Origin of the sequence: Gillisia sp. JM1 (assembly GCF_000424645.1) — a bacterium.
In the GTDB taxonomy this organism is placed as follows: domain Bacteria; phylum Bacteroidota; class Bacteroidia; order Flavobacteriales; family Flavobacteriaceae; genus Gillisia.
The window spans coordinates 653457-675385 of the sequence record NZ_KE384218.1; the positions used below are offsets into that span (position 1 = coordinate 653457).

Genomic DNA, 21929 nt, shown 5'->3' on the forward strand with positions numbered 1-21929 from the left:
GAATTTATAGAACGAAAAAGGCTGCCTTTGATTAAAAGCAGCCTAGTAGTATGTTACTAAAAAATAGTTTTTAAGCCATTTCTGAGATCACGGCTTCTGAAAAACGTTGCATCTCCTCCATTTGTGGACTAGCCTGCAACAAGAAAAAATCTACCCCTGCCTTTTCAAATTCATGAATTCTGTCCTGAACTTGGGAAACAGATCCTGTAAGGCCGGCCCTAAGGCCTCTATTTGAAACCGAATAATCTTGCAATGAAAGCTTGCTTTCCAGTTGCGTATTTTCAACCCATTGCTGATAATTTTTATAACTGGCGGAAGAAGCTTCCACATTGGAAATCCTTTCAATTTCCCGCTTTGCCTCTTGTTCATTATTTCTTACAATGGAATAAGCAGCCACTCCGAATTTCATGGGTTCCAGTCCTAATTTTTCCCTGCGCTGCTTCATGTCATCAATACGTTTCTTAATTCCTTCGGGAGAATCCCCATGCATAACATAGCCGTCACATTGAGTACTGATCATTGTTTTAGCCGCTTCAGACTCTCCACCCGCATACAAAAAGGGCTTTTTAGATGGTTTTGGCTGCAAAATATTATCCTTCACTTGGTAATAATCCCCCTGAAAAGAAACATGATCTTCTTTCCAAAGGCGGGTGATCACTTCTATCCATTCGCTGGTGCGCGCATAACGATTGTCATGCTCATCAAATTCAATTCCGTACTTATCTGCTTCGGCTTTCCACCAAGAAGCAACCACGTTAAGAGAAATTCTGTCATTGCTTATGTGTTCCAGATTTGCTACCGCCTTAGCCAACAAAGCAGGATTATGGTACGTAGGCCTTACTGCCACCATAATTTCTAGTTCTTTGGTTACCGCTGCCAATGCAGCTGCAGTAGACCAAGCATCAAGGGAAGGAGCTTCTTCTCCTTTTATATCATTCAAATATAATTCTGCAATAAGGGAAAGGCTATAACCCCAGTCTTCGCTCTTTTGAGCCAGTTCCTTAATATAATCCCAGGAAATGGTCATATTCTCATCTTTTACATTTCTTAACCATCCGCCAAAAACGGGTAACCAGTATCCAAATTTCATAATGCTTGTTTTAATTTTAAATTTGCTGTTTTTTCTATAAAATCCACTAATTTTTTATGTGGGTCAAAACCTATGACATTGACTGCATCTGCAACAAAATTTGAAAGCGCATTAATGTCGTAGTAATATAGTTGGCCATCCCTGTCATCTATAATGTATTCTATTCCACCAACCTCAATCCCGGCGGCCTGAATTATTTTCTCAATAGCATCAATAATTTCCTTTGAAGGAGTATATGCTTCTACTTTAAGTCCGTTCTTTGGAGCATCAAGTGCACAGGCATTTCTTGATAGTTCCTGTCCCGTTGTTGTCTGGCAAATGTCTGCAGGACAAAGATTAAAACTATCACCTGAGGTGTATACCTTTATACCATATAAATATTTCCCATCAAGTGTTTCCACCCGGTGAATATTCCCACCCCTTGCCGGAATAAACTCTTGTACAAGCGCAGTAAAATCCAATCCCAGTTCAATAGATTCATCAACAACAGCCTTTTTGAGTTCTTCCTCGGTATTATAACGAGTTATTCCCGCACCACTTCCACCAATATTCGCTTTAACGACAATTGGAAAGCGTAGGTCCTTTGAGGCAGCCAAGGCTTGTGAAGGATTGTTGATTACTACAGATTTAGGATAGGGTAGGCCTAAAGATTCCAAGAGGCTAAGTTGTAAAACTTTAGAAATTTCGTGTCTCCAGGCTTTTGAACCGTTAATAACCCGTACTCCGTTGCTTTCCAAAGATGCTAGTAGTCCTGTTGTATAGAAAATTGCCTGCGTATTGTTCCGAAGATATGCAGATGGGCTCATGCGATTAAAGAAAACCCTGTAAGGAAATTCTTTTTCAGATATATTGAAGTGGTGTTCTGCTGCGTCATATTTTATTACCGGAAGCTGCCTATTTTCAAGTTCTTTAAATAGGGGACGAAACCAATCTGGATGTTCGTAGTAAACGGCAATTGCCTGTTCTTTGTTATTGATATTCATGATGTTAATTTTTACTTAGTAATTAAAATATTTATTTCGTTGAGAATTTTTGTAGAAGCTTACTTAATCGACAATAAACTTTATGAGGCTATAACTCTTTCACTTTTGCCTCCAGTCTATAATTTTTATTAAAAACAAATTATTGAACGGTGATAAATTGTTACGAAAACAATCGTGTTCTTAAGGTAATAGCTCTAATAGAGCACTTATATTTATAGTTTAGTGAAAAGAATAGGGTTGGAAATACAGCTAGTAAATTCCTATTCATAGCCTGATTATGTAATAAGAGGCAAGTAAGTTTTATCCACAACAACAACAACAACAATTCTTAGTTGCTGAGTTAGGAGTAGAAAGAGCGTAATGCTCAAAAAAGATGGTAGTCAAAATAAGAAAAGAATTCTTCATTGTTTCAATTGTTTTATATTCTCCAAAATCGGATCAGGAATTAGCACCTTGACCGGAGTCTGGTTGCTAGCGCATCAAAGAGCCTGTCTCTCAACGCTTCTTTATAAATCAATTTTACTTGACTTGATAGAACAAAATTAACTCTTTAACTATAAAAAACAATTTTTTTGGCAAAAAAATATCTTTTTAATGATTAAAGTTGAGGACAAATGGGATAAGGACGCAAATTTCTTGGCGTTGTTTTTTGTTATTTGATCTCTATATCGCTTTTACACGAATGCCCTCTATTTGCTGATAACTCAATGGCATTTGCAATTAATTTCTCCCAGCCATAACTCCGCCGTCTGTATCCCAAATAGCTCCAGTTATCCAAGATGCATCGTCAGATAAAAGAAATACAATGCTATTTGATATATCTTTTGGCGTGCCAATTCGTCCAATGGGATGAAAATCATTAAAGCCTTCGAGAGCTTTCTCCGCCTCTTCCTCTCCACCAAACACACTGTGATAAACAGGCGTGTTGACTACTGCTGGTGATACAGCATTTACTCTTATGTTATAGTCAGCCAATTCCATTGCCAAATGCTTTGTCAATGAATGCAATCCCGCTTTTTGCATTGCATATGCAGAAGATGGTGTTGCTTTTATAGCTTGTTTTGCCCACATTGAACCTATATTTACAATTGAGCCTCCCTTAGTTTCTTTCATTTTCTTTGCAATGGCTTGAGTTAAAAAGAAGAATCCTCTATTTAAATCAAGATATGAATCGTAATCTTCCTTTGTATGCTCAAGAAAAGGCTTTGGCCCAAAAATTCCGGAAGCATTTACCAGATAGTCAATAGTTTGAAATTCATTGATTTCGCTAATCAAATTATCAAGCTGACCACCATCGGTAATATCTGTTCTATGTTTAAAAAGATTTGGAAGGTCTTCTATTTTATCTGTATTCCGTCCAACAATATGCACGATAACGCCTTCTTTTAGTAATTGCTCTGCGGTAGATTTACCTATTCCGCTGGTTCCACCAACAATGATAGCAACTTTGTTTTTAAAATTTTTCATTCGTAATTATTTAATAATGTTAATAAATAACAGACAAGTCTGTATTTTAATACGCAAATTTTTTTATGCTATGATTTGCGAACATATATTTTTCATCTCCTTTATCGGCCAATCAGCTCTGTGCAAATGACTTTCTGAGACAGCACTCTCATATAGTAAATAGATTTGCCTTGATAATGGGGTTAATTGATTTTCTGTTAGGTTTGGCAAGTTGTATTTTACTAATTCCGAAATAATTTGGACAAACATGATTTTCTGTTCTTGTATTTCATTTCTAATCTTTTTATTTCCTTTTGGAATTTCCGAAACTGTATTAATACACCAACAGCCATTGAAATTTTCATTTAAAAAAAATAACTGTAAGAAATCAAAAATTGCAACTATTTGTGGTTTTCCTTTTGCTTGTGATTTGCAATACATTGTTATTTCCTTTACGAAAATTTCATTCCTATGTTTAAGGTAAGCAATACAAACATCTTCTTTTGAATCAAAATGACTATAAAGGGTTGCTTTAGCAATTCCAGCTTTTTCTATTATTTCATTTATTCCCGTAGAGTTATATCCATTATTATAGAACAAGGATGAAGCGGTCTCAATTATATTTTGCTTTATTTTGGAATGTTTCACGCCTTAAATATAATCAAAATTTCAAAAAACAGACAAGTCGGTCTTTTTTTTAATTATAACTAATGGTCTTGATTAAGGCAAGTAGCGTGGAGAAAGGACACGTTCTTGTCGGCTTTGTTGTCTGTTTCTTGGTATCTGAAATATAACTTGTTACTTAAACACCCGCTATTTGCGCTTAATCGATGTTGTGTGCCGTATTTTTTCTCCATTTCCCATTTGTGAACCTATAAATGGTATTCTGGGTGCTAAAAAATATCCTGTTAAACTTGCAAATAATATTGGTATGAAATAGGTGAACCCTGTAAGAGTAGCGAGCAAGATCGTAGTGCTCATAGGAGTACGGGTTACACAGACATTTATTGCTGCCATGCAAGTAATCACTGCCAAGGATAAATTTGTCTGGGGAAATATTTGATGAATAATTAACCCAAGGCTAGCACCTACAAAAAATAATGGAATAATAAAACCACCTCTCCAACCTGAAGTCACCGTAATTGAGATTGCAACTATTTTAAAAAACAAAATTAGAAGTAGAAGGTTTATATTAAGTTCATCAGCTAAAAGTTCATTTATTTCATGATGACCAAAATATCTGGTGATCGGGAGATAATAAGATATAATTCCAAGTAAGATTCCACCAATGAGAGTTTTTATATATATTGGTATAGGGCGTCTTTCAAATAGAAATTTAAAAAACTTCACACAATAAATAAATCCCCATCCAATAGCTGTAGCGGCAATTGCAAAAAGAATTGCTATCCCAAAATCAAAAACTCCAGAATATTCATAAGTTGGAAGAGCCCAAGTGGCACCGAGTCCAAGATGTACGATTAAAGCAAAAATCACATAGCTAAAGCTACTTGCAACTAAGGCAGGAATGATTGCTTTGTAATATTCTAGCGCATGTTTATGATGCAGAATTTCTAATGAAAATAAACTTCCTCCTAAAGGAGCACCAAATAAAGCCGTAAATCCAGAAGCCATCCCAGCAATACTTAAAGACCTCAATTCTTCGTCTTTAAGTCTAAATACTTTACCTAGCCAGGTACCTGTCGAGCCTGTTACTTGCACCAAAGGTGCTTCAGGACCAAGGCTACCTCCGGAAGCGACACATAATAAGGATGACAAAATCATGGAGGGATTATTCTTGGGGTCAAGTTTTCCTTTATTGAATTTAATATTATCTACAATCAAGTGAATTTCTCCTGGGTCACCAATAAAATGAATTATTAACCCAGCTAAAAGCCCACAAATAGACATAACGGGTATAACCTCCCAACCTTCAAAAACAGCGATTCTATGCGTCAAATACTCAAGAATAATCCAATACACCCCAGCAATAAGACCACCAATCAGTCCTAGAAGAGCCCATAATAGAAAAGTCCGACTAAATACGAACGGATTAAATCTAATTGGTTGATCTAAAATATTTAGATATGTTATTAATTTTCGCCTTCGTTTCAGTTTCACTTTTTTGGTATCAATTTTAGTATAAGTCTTTTATTCAAAAACAGTTTAGATAACATAATTAAAAAACATCATCACATTTTATAGACTTAATACTTACACTTAGAAGTGTCCAAAAATAGCGATTTTTGATCAATAGCAAATTGTTTAATCTCAAACTATGCAGGGCAAACGCATTAAACTTTCATTAGATTCAGCACTTCTATCAGATAGTGGTTGTCCCATCCCGCTTTGAGCCTTCTGCTTTTAACGCCTATTTTGGATGATTTTTCATTTTTCAACAAATTCAATGCGATTTTATTGAGTATCGAGAAATTTTGAGTGGAGTTGCCTGTTCTTTTTCTAGAAGCATCTTCTGAAAAAGCAACATCTAAAGTCCAGTGCAACTTGTTTTCTATGGACCAATGGGAACGAATGGCCTTTTGGAAATCTTGGGAGCTGGCCTTTATACTTGAAATATAATATCTTATTGCATGTTGTGCAGGCTTTTCTGAGTTTTTAAACTCACGTTTGCTTTCTATTTTTATAACACTTGTCAGGTTTTCCCAGTTATTGGTCTTTTCAATAAACTGAAAGTTGTCGATCACACTGCATGTCCTGGTTTCTATCCTGCCATGGTCCAGTTCTTGGACAAGGTTTGATTCCATGGTTTTCCCAAATCTAAATTCATCTTCAATATGCTCCAGCAACTGAGGTTGATTGTCTTTTACGGCCAAGATATAGTCTGCATTTTTATTGACGATGGCCTTGGCTATTTCTGTCTGACATCCCATGGCATCAATGGTTACAATGGTGTTTTCTATGGACAAGGCCTTTAATAATTCTGGAATGGCAGTAATCTCATTTGACTTCTCAGAAACCTTGACTTGTCCCAAGACCAAATTATTGTCGTTTGCCCAAGCACTGACCATGTGCACCGGGGATTTTTTACCGCCAGCTTTGGCACCCCTGATTGTTTTGCCATCTATGGCAATGATTTCCCTGGGCTGGAGTTGTGCAAGATCACTGACCCATTGTATAAAGCACTTTTCAAATTGATCACTGTCAATATTGGAAAAAACGCGATTAAATGTGTCGTGCGAAGGGATGCCATTGGGCAGATCAAGGAAGCTGCTAAGGAATTCTTCTTTTGAGTTGGCATAGTTTTCCATTTCGTTCCATGAATCTGCCCCACAGATTACTGAAATGATCCCGATGAGAAGGATGCTTTCCAAATCATAAAGTTGCTTGTGGGAACGTCTAAAGTCGGGTATTTGACCAAATATGGTCTTTAGTTTTTGGGCGGTTTTTAAATGTGTAAAATATTGATTATCAGTATAATATACAATATTTTAAACTGAAAACAGCAAATATTCTGCTGGTTTTTTAAGTGATTGGCACTCTTTTTTACCCAATTAACTTAAACTTTTTTTAATGCGTTTGCCCTGTCAAACTATGTAGCTATTCTAAGTATGAATAATAGTTCTGAAAAAGGCTGAAAGTTTAGAGAAACACAAAATTTCAGAAAAAAGTTTCATTAAAAAATGGAATTAAATTAGAGTCTTATGATAGTGTATTTTTCGAAAACTGATTCCCTTAATTATTTTGTCCAATACAGGTGAGATTTAATTTTCCAAAGACAGTGGAATTGAAAAAAGAATTGAATCACTGGCTGCCTAAAGTTCTAGTAAGATCTTTTTCGTTGTAGTAGATTTACTCCAAAAAACATTTAAGAATTATAATAAAATCCAAATCTTATGAAAACAGCATCATTAACAAGCAACATAGAATATAATGAAAAGCGACCCGCCATCCAGGTGTTGCTAGAAACGGAAACAGGAAAGGAAATACGGATTGCTTTTAAGAAAGACCAAGTAATGAAAGAGCACAAAACCCCTTTTCCTATCGTGGTTGAAATTTTTGAAGGCAGTATTAATTTTGGGGTTAACGGAAAAGCTCATACTCTAAATAAAGGAGATTTAGTCGCGCTGGAAGGTAACGTTCCTCATGATCTATCAGCAATAACGGACAGTATCGTTCGGATAAGTTTAAATAAATCTGATAGTGCCAAACGTGTAGAAGATGTCGCAAAAAATTCTTAATGAAAAGCAAAACCATCAACAAAAATAAAGACCATTAAATTCATAACCAGATGAATAAAAAAGTGCTGCGGCATTTTAAAATCAAGTTTATGACACAAAAAGAAAACAAGAAACTTTGGACCATTGGACATTCCACACGTAGCCTTGACGAGTTTGTAGCCATGTTGGAATCATACAATATACTGCATTTGGTAGATATACGAAGATTTCCAGGTTCACGAAAATTTCCGCAGTTCAATAAAGAAAACATAGAAAAATTATTAGCAGAACATAACATTCAATACATCCATTTAGAAGAATTAGGCGGAAGAAGGAAAGCAAATCCCGATTCAAAGAATACGACATGGCGTAATGTTTCGTTTATGGGCTATGCGGATTATATGGAAACGCCGGAATTTAAAGAAGGCCTGGAAAGCCTTAAAAAAATGGCATTAAAAAAAAGAACAGCAATTATGTGCTCAGAAGCGGTGTGGTGGCGTTGTCATCGTTCTATGGTTTCTGATGCAATGAAAGCAGATGAATGGAAGGTAATGCACATTATGGGAATTAGTAAAGCAAATGAGCACCCATATACCCAACCCGCAAAAATTGTCAATGGGAAACTTAGCTATGAGCAGCTTTAATGGAATTGAAAATAGATTTTATTTTTAAACTCTCATAAAGGGATAACTGGCTATTGTCGTCCCTTTAACCGAACTTCAATCTTTTTCTTTTTGGCAGTCAACCGTTTCATCAAGTCCATCAATTTTGAGTCTTTTGTTTCTTTATAAATTTCATTGATCCCTAAAATAAGTCGTTTTACCTCCCGTGAGGCAGAAACCCGATCACTAGTGGACATATTACTCATCTTGGCATTTTCAAAAGCTTTGGCTTCTTCTAATATTTCCATATCTTTTTTTTATGAAATTTAATAAAAAATAGGCGCAGGTACTAACCAACACAAAATAAAAATGATAAAAAAACCTATTATTTTTATTAAACCACATATTTGTAGTTGCTGCAACAACAAGAGTGGCTATAATCACTACACTTATAAAGAACTAATTCTAGGTTCTTTAAATTAAAAGCATCTTTGTCTCTTTCAACAAAAACAAAACTTAGTGCAATAAGGTCCAAAATAAGCCAAAGCGCATTGAATATTCTCTTAACAAGGTTTAGGGTAGTTGGTTTTACTCGAGGAAATTTTTTATGGTCATGTTTTACTAGCCATTTATAAAAGAGGCTAGTTCCTATAAGTAAAAGAGCAACAATCGTAATCACGATAATCGCGTAAATGATATGCGTTTTATAAGTTAAAAAAAGATCTTCCATAGCTGCTTTTTGATGTTCTAATTTGAGCACGAGACTAATATCTTATTCTAAATTATTCTTGTGATATTTTAATTGTAAGTCTTTTATTATTTGAAGGAGCTCTCCGTCTGCAGGACCTTTTATTGCGCTATTTTTGATAATTTTTTCAATGGGAATAAAATTAATGGGCGCAGGTTTGGCGTTTATTTCTTCTAACCATTTCCCCAGCTGCTCAGCCGAACTGAGATAAACGATTTCTCCCAATCCCACCCAGCCATGTGCGGCGGCACACATGGGGCAATGCTCGCCACTTGTGAACATCTTAGTGTTCTTTCTTTCTTCTGCTGAAAGGTTTTCTGCCGCCCAATTTGCCAGTTCAATTTCCGGATGTGCCAACACATTAATTTCATTCACCCGATTTCGAGCTGTGGCGATTACCTCATTCTTTTGGTTTACCAGGATGGAACCAAAGGGCTCGTCACCGGCCTTAAGAGCTTCTTCAGCTAGAACAAGGCAATGCTTTAAATGTTTTAAGTCTGTATCGTTTAATTCAGTTGAAGTCTTCATTATTTAAAATATATTTCGGCCTTTTCATTGGAAAATGTTTGCTTTCCATTTTTGAAACCTGCCAAAGGCTGAGCAATTGTTCTTATCGCATCAATTGCATTTTTAGTTTCTAAAATCACAAAATTTGCTGGAGCACCTTCATTTATATCGGATTGCATTGATAATAATCTTGCGGCATTTGTGGTTATCATTTTATAAACTTCTGCAATCTCCTTATCTTTAGAGAGCTGAGCAATGTTGGCATACATATTTGCCATTCGAAGTAGAGATGCATCCCCATAAGGAGTGAATGCATTTAAGATATTATTACTGGATATCGTTGTTGTAATTCCATTCTCAGCTAATTGATTGGCATTAACCATACCTCGAGGAATCAAAACATCATGATCTCTCCCGTTTAAAAATATATCTGTTGCTGGCAAAACAGTTAAGGCAATATTAGCATTACTTAAAAGCATAGCCATCTTCTCTCGCTGTTCTTTTGGCATTGCTGAAAGTTTAGTAACATGTCCTATAGAAGCTCTGCCTTGATAAGCTCGTTTTTCGGTTTCTTCAGCAATTTTTGGAATACTTGAATTATCTGGATCCAGGTCAAAATCCAGATGAAAATCGACATTTACATCAAACTCCTCTGCTAGGTCAAAAATCATTTCTATGTGTTTGCCTGGATCTTCATCTTTGTAAGGACAACCACCAACCAGATCGGCTCCATTTTGTAAAGCTTTTTTCAACAAATCATGCGTTTCCATCTCTTGAGTAAGACCTTCCTGAGCAAAAGCACAAATTTCTATATCGATAGCAAATGCATAGTGTTCACGAACTTTTTTTATGGCTTCAAAAGAGCGTAATTCTGTTTTTGGATCTGTTTCTACAAAAGTTCGCAATCCCATTGTTCCTTTTTTAATGGCCATTTCAACCACGCGACTTGCGCGGGTAAAAACGTCTTCTTCTGTAAATTCTTTTTTGGCTTTTCCAGTCTCTTCCACCGCTTCCTCCAGAGTACCTTCCTCTATTTTACATCTATCTAGTATACAAGCTTTATCTAAATGAATATGACTTTCATAAAAACCGGAACATAAGAAGTTACCACCGGCATCATAAATTTGATTTGCTTCTTCTAATTCTGAATTATTTAAGTTGGTTTCAGTAGCTATTTTAATTGTATCAATCTTCCCACTAACAACATAAAAATTTACGAGTTCTTCAGTATCGTTAATAACCGCATTCGTAATTATTAAATCAATTTTTTTACTCATCTTAAATTATTTTTTTATTATAACTTAAATGAACTATTCCAATAATAAAAGATAATAAAATTCCTAAAACTGAAACTCCTGTCCATCCAAAATGTTGCCAGGCTATGGCTCCAAAACTTGTACCTATTGCACCTCCAATGAAAAAGCCTACCATGTAAATAGTGTTTACCCTATTTCGAGCTTCGGGGAATTTAGAAAATATTATATTCTGATTTGTTATATGCAAAGCTTGTAGTCCCAGATCTACGAGAATGACTCCAATCACCAAACCTATTAAAGAGTTTGCAGAAACTAAAAAGATTCCCCAAGATAAAATTAACAAAAGAATAGAAAATAAAATGATCTTGTTTTTACTTACTCTGTCATTAATTTTTCCCACTACTGTTGCTGCCAAGGCACCTACGATTCCCAACAGGCCAAAAGCTCCAGTTACAGAGCTTCCATAACCAAAGGAATCTTCCATTAAAAACACAAGGGTAGTCCAAAATGCGCTTAATCCTGCAAAAGCAAGAGCTCCTCTAAGAGCAGCAAGCCTCAATGAACTTTCGGTTTTGAAATAAAACCAAAGTGATTTCATTAAATCTAAATAGTTGCCATTATAATTTGGACTTATTTTGGGTAGTTTGATTTTCAATAGTAAAAAGAGCGCAAACATCATTGCTGCTGCACCATAATACATTGCACGCCAACCAAATTCTTCGCCTACAAAACCGCTTATAACCCTGCTTCCCAAAATTCCTATTAATAATCCACTCATTACAATTCCAATAGCGCGGCCACGACCTTTATCATCGGAAAGTTGTGCAGCCATGGGTACAAATAGCTGTGGAATAGCTGAAGTAAAACCTATAAAAAAACTGCTGATTATTAGTAAAATCAAAGAATTTGAAATTGCTGCAGCAATCAACGAAAGTATCATGACTATAAAATCTACCCTCAATATTTTTTTGTTGGTTATTTTATCGCCTAACGGAATTATAATGAGCAACCCAAAGGTGTAACCCAATTGAGTAGAAAGAGCCACATTACTTACTGCAGATTCTGTTACATTAAAAGTAAGCGCGATTTGATTTAGTAGTGGCTGATTATAATACAGGTTTGCTACAATAAGTCCTGCAGAAATACTTAATAAGTATAAAACAGAGTTTGAAAGCTGTTTCAAGACATTTCTTTTTTAATAAAAATTATTTTGGACTTAGAGATACCAGTTGAAATTTAAAATTAGATAATTCGGATAAGCAATTCCAAGAAGAAATTGCTTATCCGAATTGTCGAAAATTTGCTTTATCCTTTTAAAAGATCTTTATACTGATTTCTATAGAAGTAAACCATTGTGATATTTAAAGCCAATAGTACAAGTGCACCCCATATTTTTTCTGGATCCAGGCTCACGTGAAATAGCACGGCGTTAATAGAAACACTCATTAAAATTAGTGCCATTAATCCTCCAAATTTATTGAAAATAAATGCAAATCCTGCAAGTATCTCCACAACCCCAACAAGCTGCATCGCACCTGTAGAAAGTAAATTACCAAAATACTCATTGGCTTCTGGAGCCATTTCCGGGAAGGGCATATAGTTAAAGAAGTGATCTAAACCGAAGAACAATAGAAAAATTCCGAAGAAGATTCTGATACCTAAAAAGACTTTTGAATTCATAATGTTTTAATTAATATATATAAAGATAGCAGTTACAAAACTTCTGGGGATTGATCTATGTCAAGGTTTTTACAACCTGGATTTCACCCGACTAAGTGTAGAGGGGGAGATGCCAAGATAGGAGGCTGCCATTTTATTAGAAACTCGTTGTAAGATTCTTGGTTGGTTTTTTATGGTCCATTGTATTTTTTCCAAAGCGTTAAATCCCTGAAAACCATAGATTCGTTTTTGAGACGTAATAAACCCAAGTTCAAGAATTTCCCGGTATAATCTATCCAATCCCGGATAGAGCTATATTAGGTTATAAAAATCTTCGCGTCTACAAACTAGAAGTATAGATTTTTCGATGCTCTGTAAATATACACATGCAGGTTTTTGATCAATAAAACTTGGCAATACCGTGCAAAACATATTCTCGAAAGCAAAAAAACGGGAAGTTTCCATACCTTCAGAATTAATATTGAAGATGCGCAGAATTCCCTTATTTATGAAGTAAAAATCTTCACACACAGAAGAATAATCTACCAATATTTCATTTCGACTGGTTGTTTTAAGGATAAAATGTTTCCCGATCTGCTTTATTGCATTTGCATCCAGATTGGTGTTCTTCTGTAGATGTTTCTCAAATTCTTCTAACACAGTAGCTTGGACTATTTTAATGAAAATTAAAGAAACTAAAATTTTGGCAGTAGTGGTCCTTAATTTTTATTAAAAAAGAGAAAAAGTTGAAATTAACCAACGAGGAGATGTTTTAAGATATTCCTATAAATCTATTTCTATATCTACAACAAAAAATAATTCGTGACCTATTTCTTGGGTATAATATGCAAGGCGATATTGAGATCCTATTTCAATTTCAAAATCAGTTAGTAGTTGCCACCCATATCCAATAGTAAATCTTTGTTCTATTTCGGGCTTTGACGTTTAAGCAAGTTCAAATAAGCTTTCGGTTTCGGCCTTTAAATAATTGTTCTTAGTTGTATTCATCCATCGTTTAACACCAAACTCATATCTAAATTCTTTTTTGTCCAATGATGCTATAAGTTTCGTAGGTGGAATTTTAAGAATGGGCTATTGGAAGTTTATTGGCGCAACACTAATTGGCATTTTTCCATTAACTGTATTCATATCCATTCTTGGGGGAAGTACTGAAACTTTGAAAACTGGACTACTCTGGGGTTCTATAGCAAGTTTGTTAGCTTTTGGGATTTATGTTTGGTGGGACAAGTCTAAAAAATGAATCAGTATTAGTTTTACTGTCTTGCAATGTGATGCTTATGTATTTATTAAACCCTAAGTGAATTGTAGTCTTTTTTAATGCACGCTTGAGATTTCTGTTAATCGATTTGGATTATTTGTCACATTAATTATATTTAACTTTTTGATATTTGTTAAGGTCGAGGCTACTGCTGTCTCAATTATTAGATGACTGGATATGGCATTATTTCCTTTTAGGCTGATTTAGTTTATTGGTCAGGAGATTATTAAGTTTCTCTGCATTAATTAAATGGATAGAATAAAAACGACACATCAAATGGTTATAATGAAAAAGTTAAAAATATGTGAAATATACCCCTTTTTGGGTATTTCAGAGTTCCATTTCCCGACTTAATTTAGTCCTCCGTTTATTCGGTAATGGATATAAATTATGTTTTTTCGATGTAGGGTAGGAATACTTAAGTCGTATCCAATTAATATTACCGGATTAATACTAAAACCTTTCAGTTCTCTGAAAGGTTTTTATTTTTTGTATACTTCTTATATCTCATTTATTAAGCAGTTTATAAGTTCCAAATTCTTTTGTTCTCAAATGATTTTATTAGCTTTATAAAGCTAATAATTCAGTCTAGAAATAGATAGCCCAGAATTTCAAATAAAAAGTTTTGTCGCTGAATTTGGTTTGATAGTTTTGAGTTTATATCGTAAATTCAAGGAAATGCTGTGAAGCTTAAAAACTTCTACTCTTGTTTTTCTTGGAGCTTCAGTTTCTATTATTATTATTATTATTATTATTTGGCTCTTTTTAATCTGCCGCTATTACAGATATGATCCGTGTCGAAGGCTAAGTGGTGATAGGTGTAGTTTTATTTGGAGTAGCTGTGATACTTCAGAAGTGGAGAAAAAATCAAGATAAAAAATCTGACCACAGCAGTCAACATCTGGTAAGGCAGAACAACAGGTTGTTTTATAGGATTTGGTATTTACCATCCTTTATGTTTTTTGTGATAGCACTCACCTTTAGTGTTTGGTTGTTTGAACGAATAAGTCAAGAATCATGGAAATACAGAGTAAGAATTTGCATCAAAAAAATGAGGTATATGTTTGATAATGATAAAGTTATAGATAAAAATATAAATATCACAATTCCGGTTATAGTGGGATATCAGGTCTTGGATAAATATCTAGGGGAAAAGCTGGTTGGGGAGATCCTATTCAAGGAAAACAAGAATGGTGAGAAATCTAATTATGCTCAGGTATTAAATATTTCTATAGAAAAAAGTTATTTGGAAGGATTTGATATTCTGTTGAATCTAACTTTAAAAACACTAACAAATCTTTTCAAGAACAGGGAGGTTAAGATATTTTTTCATGCGGCTCTGGAATTTGATAAAGAGCTTCAGCATATTTCTCTGAAAGATTATGAAGTAGATGGAAAAACCAAGAATTGGTTTACCGACAGGTTGCTGGAAACTATTGTGAATAAATGGATGTATAAAAGGCTCAAAAAGAAAATGAATTTCGATTTGATGCCTCATATAGAGGAAAAAGTTGATGCTATTAACGTAAAATTGGAAAATAAGCTAGAGGCAAAAGACGGCGTCCTATTAATCGGTTCATTAGATAAAGTAGAGATTTCCAACATCACGGCTGGGGAAAAAGAACTCTGGATATCGGTATCGGTTAGTGGTACTGGACTGCTAGAACTGGAAAAACTCTAGCTGTAGATTTAGCAAAGCAATTTGATCTTACCAGCCTTATTCCATTTCAAAAGCCTTCACGTACATTATTACGTCTACCAAAGATTTTATTGGTCTCAAAAATAGTTAAAACTATGCACTTTAGTGCATTTCGCTTTAGCTTCTAAAAAGACCTGCCTTCGTGTTATGCCAGACCAAAGAAGTAATGGACATACAGTTTCAAGGTTATCTGCTCATATAATTTGGAGTACAAAGTATCGTTATCCTGTTCTGATTGGTGATAAACAAATTCGTTGCCGAACCCTTCTGATACAGATATGTGAAACTGAAGATCTCATAATTTTTGAAAGGAGTTATATCCAAAGACCACGTCCACATTGAATATCGTCCATCGATGAGTATAAGCTATCTGGTAAAGAAACTTAAGGGCAGGAGTTCACGAAAACTTCAACAGGAGTTCCCTTCACTAAAATCAAAGTATTGGGGTCGTCATTTTTGGGCAATAGGTTATGGTTGCTGGAGTACAGGAAATATAACCGATGAAATGGTGAATGAATATTTGGAACATCATAGAAAGCCAGGTGATGGTGAAAACACAGACTTTATATTGGAGAAATGACCATTGGGTGACTTCAAGTCACCAGCCCGAAACTATGGACTTCAAGTCCATAGTGGTTCATTTCGAGTTTGTTTTTTATGTTTTTCCAATGCTTGCGAAGGGTTTGAACAGAAATAAATAATTCGTCTGCAACTTTCTGATGTCTCATTCCTTTAGAAAAAATGAGAAGGATTTCTTTTTCCCGTTTAGTGAGTTGAGTGAACTTGGAGATATTTGTTTTAATAAAACTGTTTTCTTCAATAAGAGCACCAAAAGATTTTATGGTATTAGAAATATCACTGGATGGTCTTTTTGTTTTTATGATAGAATTCCCTTCTTCATCTACTCCTTCAAAAAGTATGGTAATCTTGTTGTTATTTATGGGATTTGGTTTGGTCTCAGTTATCCAAGTTCTGGCCTCCTTTTCAGTGGCAAAATGCAAAGGAGAAATAATGGATTTTCCTTCCTTAAAAAGATTCATAAGGCTTAAATGCACCAACACGTCTTTCCCTACCACAAAGGCGACTTTTCTATTTCCATTTTCCACGCAGGGAATGTTTACATGCTCTTCTATCCAATTATTTATATCCACATTAAGAGGAAGACAAAAGTTTTGCTGCACCCATAATGCATTTGTTGGCTTATATTTCTTATAGAAGTCAGTAAAAATGAGAAATTCTTTTTTTTAGACAGCAATAAGTTTTCGGAGATTTTTTCCAGAATTGCACAAAACTATTGGTGTCTTTCTCAAAATCTATAGTGAGCAGGTCACTTTCGTAAACTTTCATTGTTTAAATTTTAACCTTTATGGCTAAACTATAGAAAATATACTAAAATATTAGAAATTATAATAACGGAGTATTAGTAAGCTTATCAAAAATTCGGAAGGAATAGAGATAAATTGGAATGACTTTTATTTAGTTCAGGAAATAGCTACCTGGATATTAGATCTCTAAAGAAGTGTTTACATTTCCTCTTCAAATCTGTTACTTTTAATTATAGTATTGTCCGGTAAAAAAAATTCATGATTTCGGTGAGGCTAGAAGTAACGTGGATTAAAACTGTTTTCAATGTTTAGGAGCTTGCTTTTGGAACACGAAATTATTTTTTCATTTTTGAAAAATTTACATAGATTAAGATGTTGATTTTCAATTAGTTGGAATAAAGTCTTACGTCTTGAATCTAGCAGCGCAGCGATCTTATATCTTTTGTCGGACGACAATGTTTTAATTATAACAAAAATTATAGATCGCTGGTCTAACATATTCCATGGAAACTTATTTAATTTTTATAGAAGGCTTCCGTTACTAGGAAAACCCTTTCAGTTTCCTGAAAGTTTTTTAATTTTTTACAATACAGAATTTACTTATCTCCTTTGGGTAGTATTGTTTAATATCTTTTGAATTCTTTTATTGAATATTATGAATTTGAGTTTCAAAATACAGAAGTGAAGGATTATACTTTTCTTTCAAATATAATTATAAGTAAGCAGGACGGCTATCATTTAAAAAGGCTTGTATTTTTAACTCGGGTCCTATAAGATATCAAAAGAAGAGTCGGTTAAACTTCATTTATTAATTCTCGGTCTTACTCAATTTCAAAAAAATAGCCTGATTTTCTTGGGAGTACTTCTGCTTATTACTAATATTGTGATTATCCATAAATGAATCACGAATTCTTAAATTATTAGATGATAAAATCTAGACTTTTTACCCTTTTAGCGCTGTTGCTCATTCCCTTCACTAATTCTATAGCTCAAGTTGAACTTAGCGGTGAAATGGAAGTTTACTTAGAATTATTAAATCCTTCTTCCGAAATTAATAATGGTGTTGCACGGGTGTCAATAGAAGGAGGTCTAGCTCCCTATCAATACAAATGGAGTAATGTAAACACTCCTTTAATTGCGGCAGAATCTGTTGGTTTGATCGAGGGATTGGAGCATTCTGTAATTATAAGTGATGCCAGTGGAAATACGGTTTCCAAGAAATTCACTATCCCTGCAAAATCAATACCCGAAATTTTTAACAGCAAAGTACAACCGGCGGTAGATGTGCTAGGAGCCGTTCTATTTTGGGATGCTTTTGCTACCCTCGGAATATATGATCCAGTAGTTTACGTTTCTCATAAAAACATTCCCCTTCCAAGAATCGAAGTGTCTACTAGTGAGGAATATCAAGTAAAAAAATGGGTGGCTGCGGAAGGAAGCCAGGTAAATAAAGGTGATACAATTGCATTGTTGGAAAGCAATAATAACATTGAATTATCCATTCATGCTCCTGCCGAAGGAATTTTAGAACAGGTTTCCAAAGAAGGATCTGTAGTTTCCAGAATGCCTGAAACCGGTTCTTTCAAAGCTCCTCTCTTGGGGGTAATTCAATTTCAAAATCCCCAACCTCTTTTGTATCCAAATGGAGATATAAAAACCAATAACATTCCTTTCATTGTTATCTGGCTTATTTTGGGAAGTATTTTCTTTACCATTCGCCTAAAGTTTATAAACATTCGCGGATTTAAACATTCTATAGATTTAGCAAGAGGAAAGTATAATGATCCCGATGCTCCCGGCACGATAACGCATTTCCAAGCTATGGCCACCGCAGTATCAGCCACAGTGGGATTGGGAAATATTGCGGGTGTAGCCGTGGCAATTTCTCTGGGAGGTGCAGGAGCAACTTTTTGGATGTTTCTCGCCGGGTTTTTCGGAATGTCTTTAAAGTTTGCCGAATGTACATTAGGAGTAAAATATCGCTTTATTGATGACGAAGGCCGAATATTTGGGGGACCCATGAATTATTTACGCTATGGTCTAGAAAAGCGAAACCTTAAGCGTTTGGGGAAATTCTTAGCTATACTTTTTGCAGTTCTTGGCGTTGGTGCTTCATTTGGTGGTGGTAATATGTTGCAGTCAAATCAGGCTTTTAAAATAGTATCAGAGCAAATCCCCGTTTTGCAAGGTCAGGGATTCTGGTTCGGAATTGGTTTTGCAGTGTTGGTAGGAGCCGTGATTATTGGAGGAATTAAAAGTATCGCCAAAGTGACAGAAAAAGTAGTTCCTGTTATGGCAATATTATACGTTTTAGGTTGTTTAGTGGTGATTGGATATCATTTCGAATATCTTGGTGGCGCTTTTGTAGCAATTTTCGACGGTGCTTTTTCTGCCGAAGCTTTAAAAGGTGGATTTATTGGAGTGCTGATCTTAGGTTTGCAACGCGCCGCATTTTCTAGTGAGGCCGGAGTAGGCTCAGCAGCAATTGCTCACAGTGCATCCAAAACTAATCATCCTATTGCCGATGGCTTTACTTCTTTAGTTGAGCCCTTTATAGATACTATGCTAATTTGTACCATGACCGCGCTGGTTTTGATATTTACAGGCATGCACGAAATTAACAGCGGAATAGGTGGAGTAGAACTTACCGCTGATGCCTTTGGAAGTGTAGTTTCATGGTTCCCTTCTGTGCTTGCAGTTGCTGTGTTTTTATTTGCCTTTTCCACCATGGTTTCTTGGTCATATTACGGAATGCGTTCTTGGACCTTTCTTTTCGGAAGAAGTAGAAAAGTGGAAATAGTCTATAAAGTTTTGTATTTAGGTTTTGTAGTGTTAGGTGCATCGGTAAGTTTAGGAGCAGTTTTAAGTTTCGCCGATATGATGATTCTGGCTATGTCATTTCCAAATATAATAGGATTGTATATTATGGCTCCTGAAATTAATGCCGATATGAAAATTTACTGGCAGAAATTAAAAGCCGGTAAATTATTTATCAATCCAAAATTCATCAAAACTGAAGATTAATTTATTGTAAAATATAATTCTAGGGGTTAGGCAGATATTCTAAATCTTGAAGAAGTTATTCAGTCCATAGTTTTCCAATGGAATAGGTACGGGCATCGCCCGCAATTTCGACTCTGGTGCCTTTATTTCGGCATACAAGGCTGCCGCCACGTTCAGAAAGCTGGCGGGCATTTAGTTCCTGTTTCCCGAGTTCTTCACTCCAATAAGGGGTGAGGGAGCAATGGGCAGATCCGGTGACAGGATCTTCAAAAACCGAAGCTTTAGGTGTAAAGAATCTAGAAACGAAATCACAATCAGTGCCTTTTGCGGTAATAATTACCCCACCGGTTCCTAGTTCCAATTGATCGAACCAAGAACGGTCAATCTCTATGTTCTTTATAGCCTGTTCGTCTTCATATACCAGCACAAAATCCCTTGCCTTCAGAACTTCCTTCGGCTGAATATTTAAAGATTCTTGAAGAAGTTCGGGAAGAGAAGTGGTAACAGGATTTCTCGATGGTAGGTCTAAAATATATTTGGAGCCTTCAGTAGTTACATTAAGGTCTCCGCTTCGGGTTTCAAAAATGATGTTTTTACTACTATATTTTCTAATCTCTTTCAAGGCATGAGCAGCTGCCAGGGTAGCATGTCCGCAAAGATCCATCTCCATTTCGGGAGTAAACCACCTTAAGTGAATTTTGTAACCTTCGTCTACAAAAAATGCAGTCTCGGCCACGGCATTTTCTCTGGCTATCTTCAAAAGCAAATCGTCGGGAAGCCATTCTGATAATGGAACCACACAAGCGGGATTTCCGCTAAAAAGTTGATCGGTGAAGGCGTTTATTTGGTATAGATGTAGTTGCATGCTTTAAAATTAATGATTACTTGGCTCAATGGGATATTTAATCAGGGCAAACGCATTAAACTTTCATTAGATTCAGCACTTCTATCAGATAGTGGTTGTCCCATCCCGCTTTGAGCCTTCTGCTTTTAACGCCTATTTTGGATGATTTTTCATTTTTCAACAAATTCAATGCGATTTTATTGAGTATCGAGAAATTTTGAGTGGAGTTGCCTGTTCTTTTTCTAGAAGCATCTTCTGAAAAAGCAACATCTAAAGTCCAGTGCAACTTGTTTTCTATGGACCAATGGGAACGAATGGCCTTTTGGAAATCTTGGGAGCTGGCCTTTATACTTGAAATATAATATCTTATTGCATGTTGTGCAGGCTTTTCTGAGTTTTTAAACTCACGTTTGCTTTCTATTTTTATAACACTTGTCAGGTTTTCCCAGTTATTGGTCTTTTCAATAAACTGAAAGTTGTCGATCACACTGCATGTCCTGGTTTCTATCCTGCCATGGTCCAGTTCTTGGACAAGGTTTGATTCCATGGTTTTCCCAAATCTAAATTCATCTTCAATATGCTCCAGCAACTGAGGTTGATTGTCTTTTACGGCCAAGATATAGTCTGCATTTTTATTGACGATGGCCTTGGCTATTTCTGTCTGACATCCCATGGCATCAATGGTTACAATGGTGTTTTCTATGGACAAGGCCTTTAATAATTCTGGAATGGCAGTAATCTCATTTGACTTCTCAGAAACCTTGACTTGTCCCAAGACCAAATTATTGTCGTTTGCCCAAGCACTGACCATGTGCACCGGGGATTTTTTACCGCCAGCTTTGGCACCCCTGATTGTTTTGCCATCTATGGCAATGATTTCCCTGGGCTGGAGTTGTGCAAGATCACTGACCCATTGTATAAAGCACTTTTCAAATTGATCACTGTCAATATTGGAAAAAACGCGATTAAATGTGTCGTGCGAAGGGATGCCATTGGGCAGATCAAGGAAGCTGCGAAGGAATTCTTCTTTTGAGTTGGCATAGTTTTCCATTTCGTTCCATGAATCTGCCCCACAGATTACTGAAATGATCCCGATGAGAAGGATGCTTTCCAAATCATAAAGTTGCTTGTGGGAACGTCTAAAGTCGGGTATTTGACCAAATATGGTCTTTAGTTTTTGGGCGGTTTTTAAATGTGTAAAATATTGATTATCAGTATAATATACAATATTTTAAACTGAAAACAGCAAATATTCTGCTGGTTTTTTAAGTGATTGGCACTCTTTTTTACCCAATTAACTTAAACTTTTTTTA

The 21929-nt window shown here is 35.5% G+C and carries 21 protein-coding genes, 1 pseudogene and 1 riboswitch; of the genes and pseudogenes, 6 read left to right on the forward strand and 16 right to left on the reverse strand.

Annotated features, from left to right (window positions below; translation table 11 throughout):
- Window positions 1–70 precede the first annotated feature (70 nt).
- The 6 genes from H033_RS0106200 to H033_RS0106225 all read right to left on the reverse strand — a co-directional run bounded on the left by H033_RS0106200 (window position 71) and on the right by H033_RS0106225 (window position 6962).
- A complete protein-coding gene (locus H033_RS0106200) occupies window positions 71–1090 on the reverse strand; it encodes an LLM class flavin-dependent oxidoreductase (RefSeq protein ID WP_026837517.1) in 1020 nt (339 codons plus the stop codon).
- Window positions 1087–2073 carry a RimK family alpha-L-glutamate ligase gene (locus tag H033_RS0106205; protein ID WP_034886149.1) on the reverse strand — a complete coding sequence of 329 codons (987 nt, stop codon included), beginning with the start codon at window positions 2071–2073 and terminating at the stop codon, window positions 1087–1089. The genes H033_RS0106200 and H033_RS0106205 overlap by 4 nt, the downstream gene beginning before the upstream one ends.
- A 415-nt stretch (window positions 2074–2488) precedes the next feature.
- Window positions 2489–2588: riboswitch (SAM riboswitch) on the reverse strand.
- A gap of 205 nt (window positions 2589–2793) precedes the next feature.
- Window positions 2794–3540 (reverse strand): SDR family NAD(P)-dependent oxidoreductase, encoded by a 747-nt coding sequence (locus H033_RS0106210; RefSeq protein ID WP_026837519.1) that lies wholly within the window; start codon window positions 3538–3540, stop codon window positions 2794–2796.
- A 63-nt stretch (window positions 3541–3603) separates the two neighbouring features.
- Window positions 3604–4167 (reverse strand): TetR/AcrR family transcriptional regulator, encoded by a 564-nt coding sequence (locus tag H033_RS0106215; RefSeq protein ID WP_026837520.1) that lies wholly within the window; start codon window positions 4165–4167, stop codon window positions 3604–3606.
- Between the two features lie 165 nt (window positions 4168–4332).
- Complete coding sequence (locus tag H033_RS0106220; protein ID WP_026837521.1) at window positions 4333–5637, reverse strand: chloride channel protein; 1305 nt, start codon at window positions 5635–5637, stop codon at window positions 4333–4335.
- Between the two features lie 173 nt (window positions 5638–5810).
- The gene (locus H033_RS0106225; RefSeq protein WP_081661816.1) at window positions 5811–6962 is read right to left on the reverse strand and encodes an ISAs1 family transposase; all 1152 of its coding nucleotides are present in this window, start codon (window positions 6960–6962) and stop codon (window positions 5811–5813) included.
- A gap of 408 nt (window positions 6963–7370) precedes the next feature.
- Here H033_RS0106225 and H033_RS0106230 point away from each other — a divergent pair, with 408 nt between their 5' ends.
- Window positions 7371–7715 carry a cupin domain-containing protein gene (locus H033_RS0106230; protein WP_026837523.1) on the forward strand — a complete coding sequence of 115 codons (345 nt, stop codon included), beginning with the start codon at window positions 7371–7373 and terminating at the stop codon, window positions 7713–7715.
- A gap of 89 nt (window positions 7716–7804) precedes the next feature.
- Window positions 7805–8338, forward strand: coding sequence for a DUF488 family protein (locus H033_RS0106235; protein ID WP_034886151.1), 534 nt, complete (start codon window positions 7805–7807; stop codon window positions 8336–8338).
- Between the two features lie 50 nt (window positions 8339–8388).
- On the opposite strand, the gene H033_RS0106240 is transcribed toward H033_RS0106235, so the two are convergent.
- From H033_RS0106240 to H033_RS22030, 7 genes are all read right to left on the reverse strand, one after another.
- Entirely contained in the window at window positions 8389–8604 is a 216-nt protein-coding gene (locus H033_RS0106240; protein ID WP_026837525.1) for a hypothetical protein, read from the reverse strand.
- Window positions 8605–8690: 86 nt separating this feature from the next.
- A complete protein-coding gene (locus H033_RS0106245; RefSeq protein WP_026837526.1) occupies window positions 8691–9056 on the reverse strand; it encodes a hypothetical protein in 366 nt (121 codons plus the stop codon).
- A gap of 12 nt (window positions 9057–9068) precedes the next feature.
- Window positions 9069–9572, reverse strand: a complete 504-nt coding sequence (locus H033_RS0106250; RefSeq protein WP_026837527.1) for a nucleoside deaminase — start codon at window positions 9570–9572, stop codon at window positions 9069–9071.
- The gene (locus tag H033_RS0106255; protein WP_026837528.1) at window positions 9572–10828 is read right to left on the reverse strand and encodes an amidohydrolase family protein; all 1257 of its coding nucleotides are present in this window, start codon (window positions 10826–10828) and stop codon (window positions 9572–9574) included. Before H033_RS0106255 ends, H033_RS0106250 begins: the two co-directional genes overlap by 1 nt.
- A 1-nt stretch (window position 10829) precedes the next feature.
- Window positions 10830–11990: an MFS transporter gene (locus tag H033_RS0106260; protein ID WP_026837529.1), complete on the reverse strand. Its 1161-nt coding sequence runs from the start codon at window positions 11988–11990 to the stop codon at window positions 10830–10832.
- A gap of 122 nt (window positions 11991–12112) precedes the next feature.
- Window positions 12113–12487: a DoxX family membrane protein gene (locus H033_RS0106265; RefSeq protein WP_026837530.1), complete on the reverse strand. Its 375-nt coding sequence runs from the start codon at window positions 12485–12487 to the stop codon at window positions 12113–12115.
- Window positions 12488–12778: 291 nt separating this feature from the next.
- Entirely contained in the window at window positions 12779–13126 is a 348-nt protein-coding gene (locus H033_RS22030) for a Crp/Fnr family transcriptional regulator (protein ID WP_231367560.1), read from the reverse strand.
- Window positions 13127–13454: 328 nt separating this feature from the next.
- On the opposite strand from H033_RS22030, the gene H033_RS21210 reads away from it, so the two are divergent.
- The 3 genes and pseudogenes from H033_RS21210 (at window position 13455) to tnpA (ending at window position 16024) form a co-directional block, all read left to right on the forward strand.
- A complete protein-coding gene (locus tag H033_RS21210; protein ID WP_231367561.1) occupies window positions 13455–13727 on the forward strand; it encodes a hypothetical protein in 273 nt (90 codons plus the stop codon).
- An 829-nt stretch (window positions 13728–14556) separates the two neighbouring features.
- The gene (locus H033_RS0106280; RefSeq protein ID WP_231367562.1) at window positions 14557–15426 is read left to right on the forward strand and encodes a DUF4403 family protein; all 870 of its coding nucleotides are present in this window, start codon (window positions 14557–14559) and stop codon (window positions 15424–15426) included.
- Between the two features lie 165 nt (window positions 15427–15591).
- A pseudogene (tnpA, locus tag H033_RS19720) lies at window positions 15592–16024 on the forward strand (IS200/IS605 family transposase).
- Window positions 16025–16037: 13 nt separating this feature from the next.
- On the opposite strand, the gene H033_RS0106290 reads toward tnpA, so the two are convergent.
- The gene (locus H033_RS0106290) at window positions 16038–16625 is read right to left on the reverse strand and encodes a response regulator transcription factor (protein WP_231367563.1); all 588 of its coding nucleotides are present in this window, start codon (window positions 16623–16625) and stop codon (window positions 16038–16040) included.
- 1068 nt (window positions 16626–17693) lie between these two features.
- Between H033_RS0106290 and H033_RS0106295 the strand changes: the two genes are divergently transcribed.
- Entirely contained in the window at window positions 17694–19793 is a 2100-nt protein-coding gene (locus H033_RS0106295) for an amino acid carrier protein (protein ID WP_026837534.1), read from the forward strand.
- Window positions 19794–19848: 55 nt separating this feature from the next.
- Here the strand turns inward: H033_RS0106295 and H033_RS0106300 are convergent, their stop codons facing one another.
- Both H033_RS0106300 and H033_RS0106305 read right to left on the reverse strand, forming a co-directional pair.
- The gene (locus H033_RS0106300) at window positions 19849–20637 is read right to left on the reverse strand and encodes a PhzF family phenazine biosynthesis protein (RefSeq protein ID WP_026837535.1); all 789 of its coding nucleotides are present in this window, start codon (window positions 20635–20637) and stop codon (window positions 19849–19851) included.
- Between the two features lie 55 nt (window positions 20638–20692).
- The gene (locus H033_RS0106305) at window positions 20693–21844 is read right to left on the reverse strand and encodes an ISAs1 family transposase (protein ID WP_081661817.1); all 1152 of its coding nucleotides are present in this window, start codon (window positions 21842–21844) and stop codon (window positions 20693–20695) included.
- Between the last annotated feature and the right edge of the window lie 85 nt (window positions 21845–21929).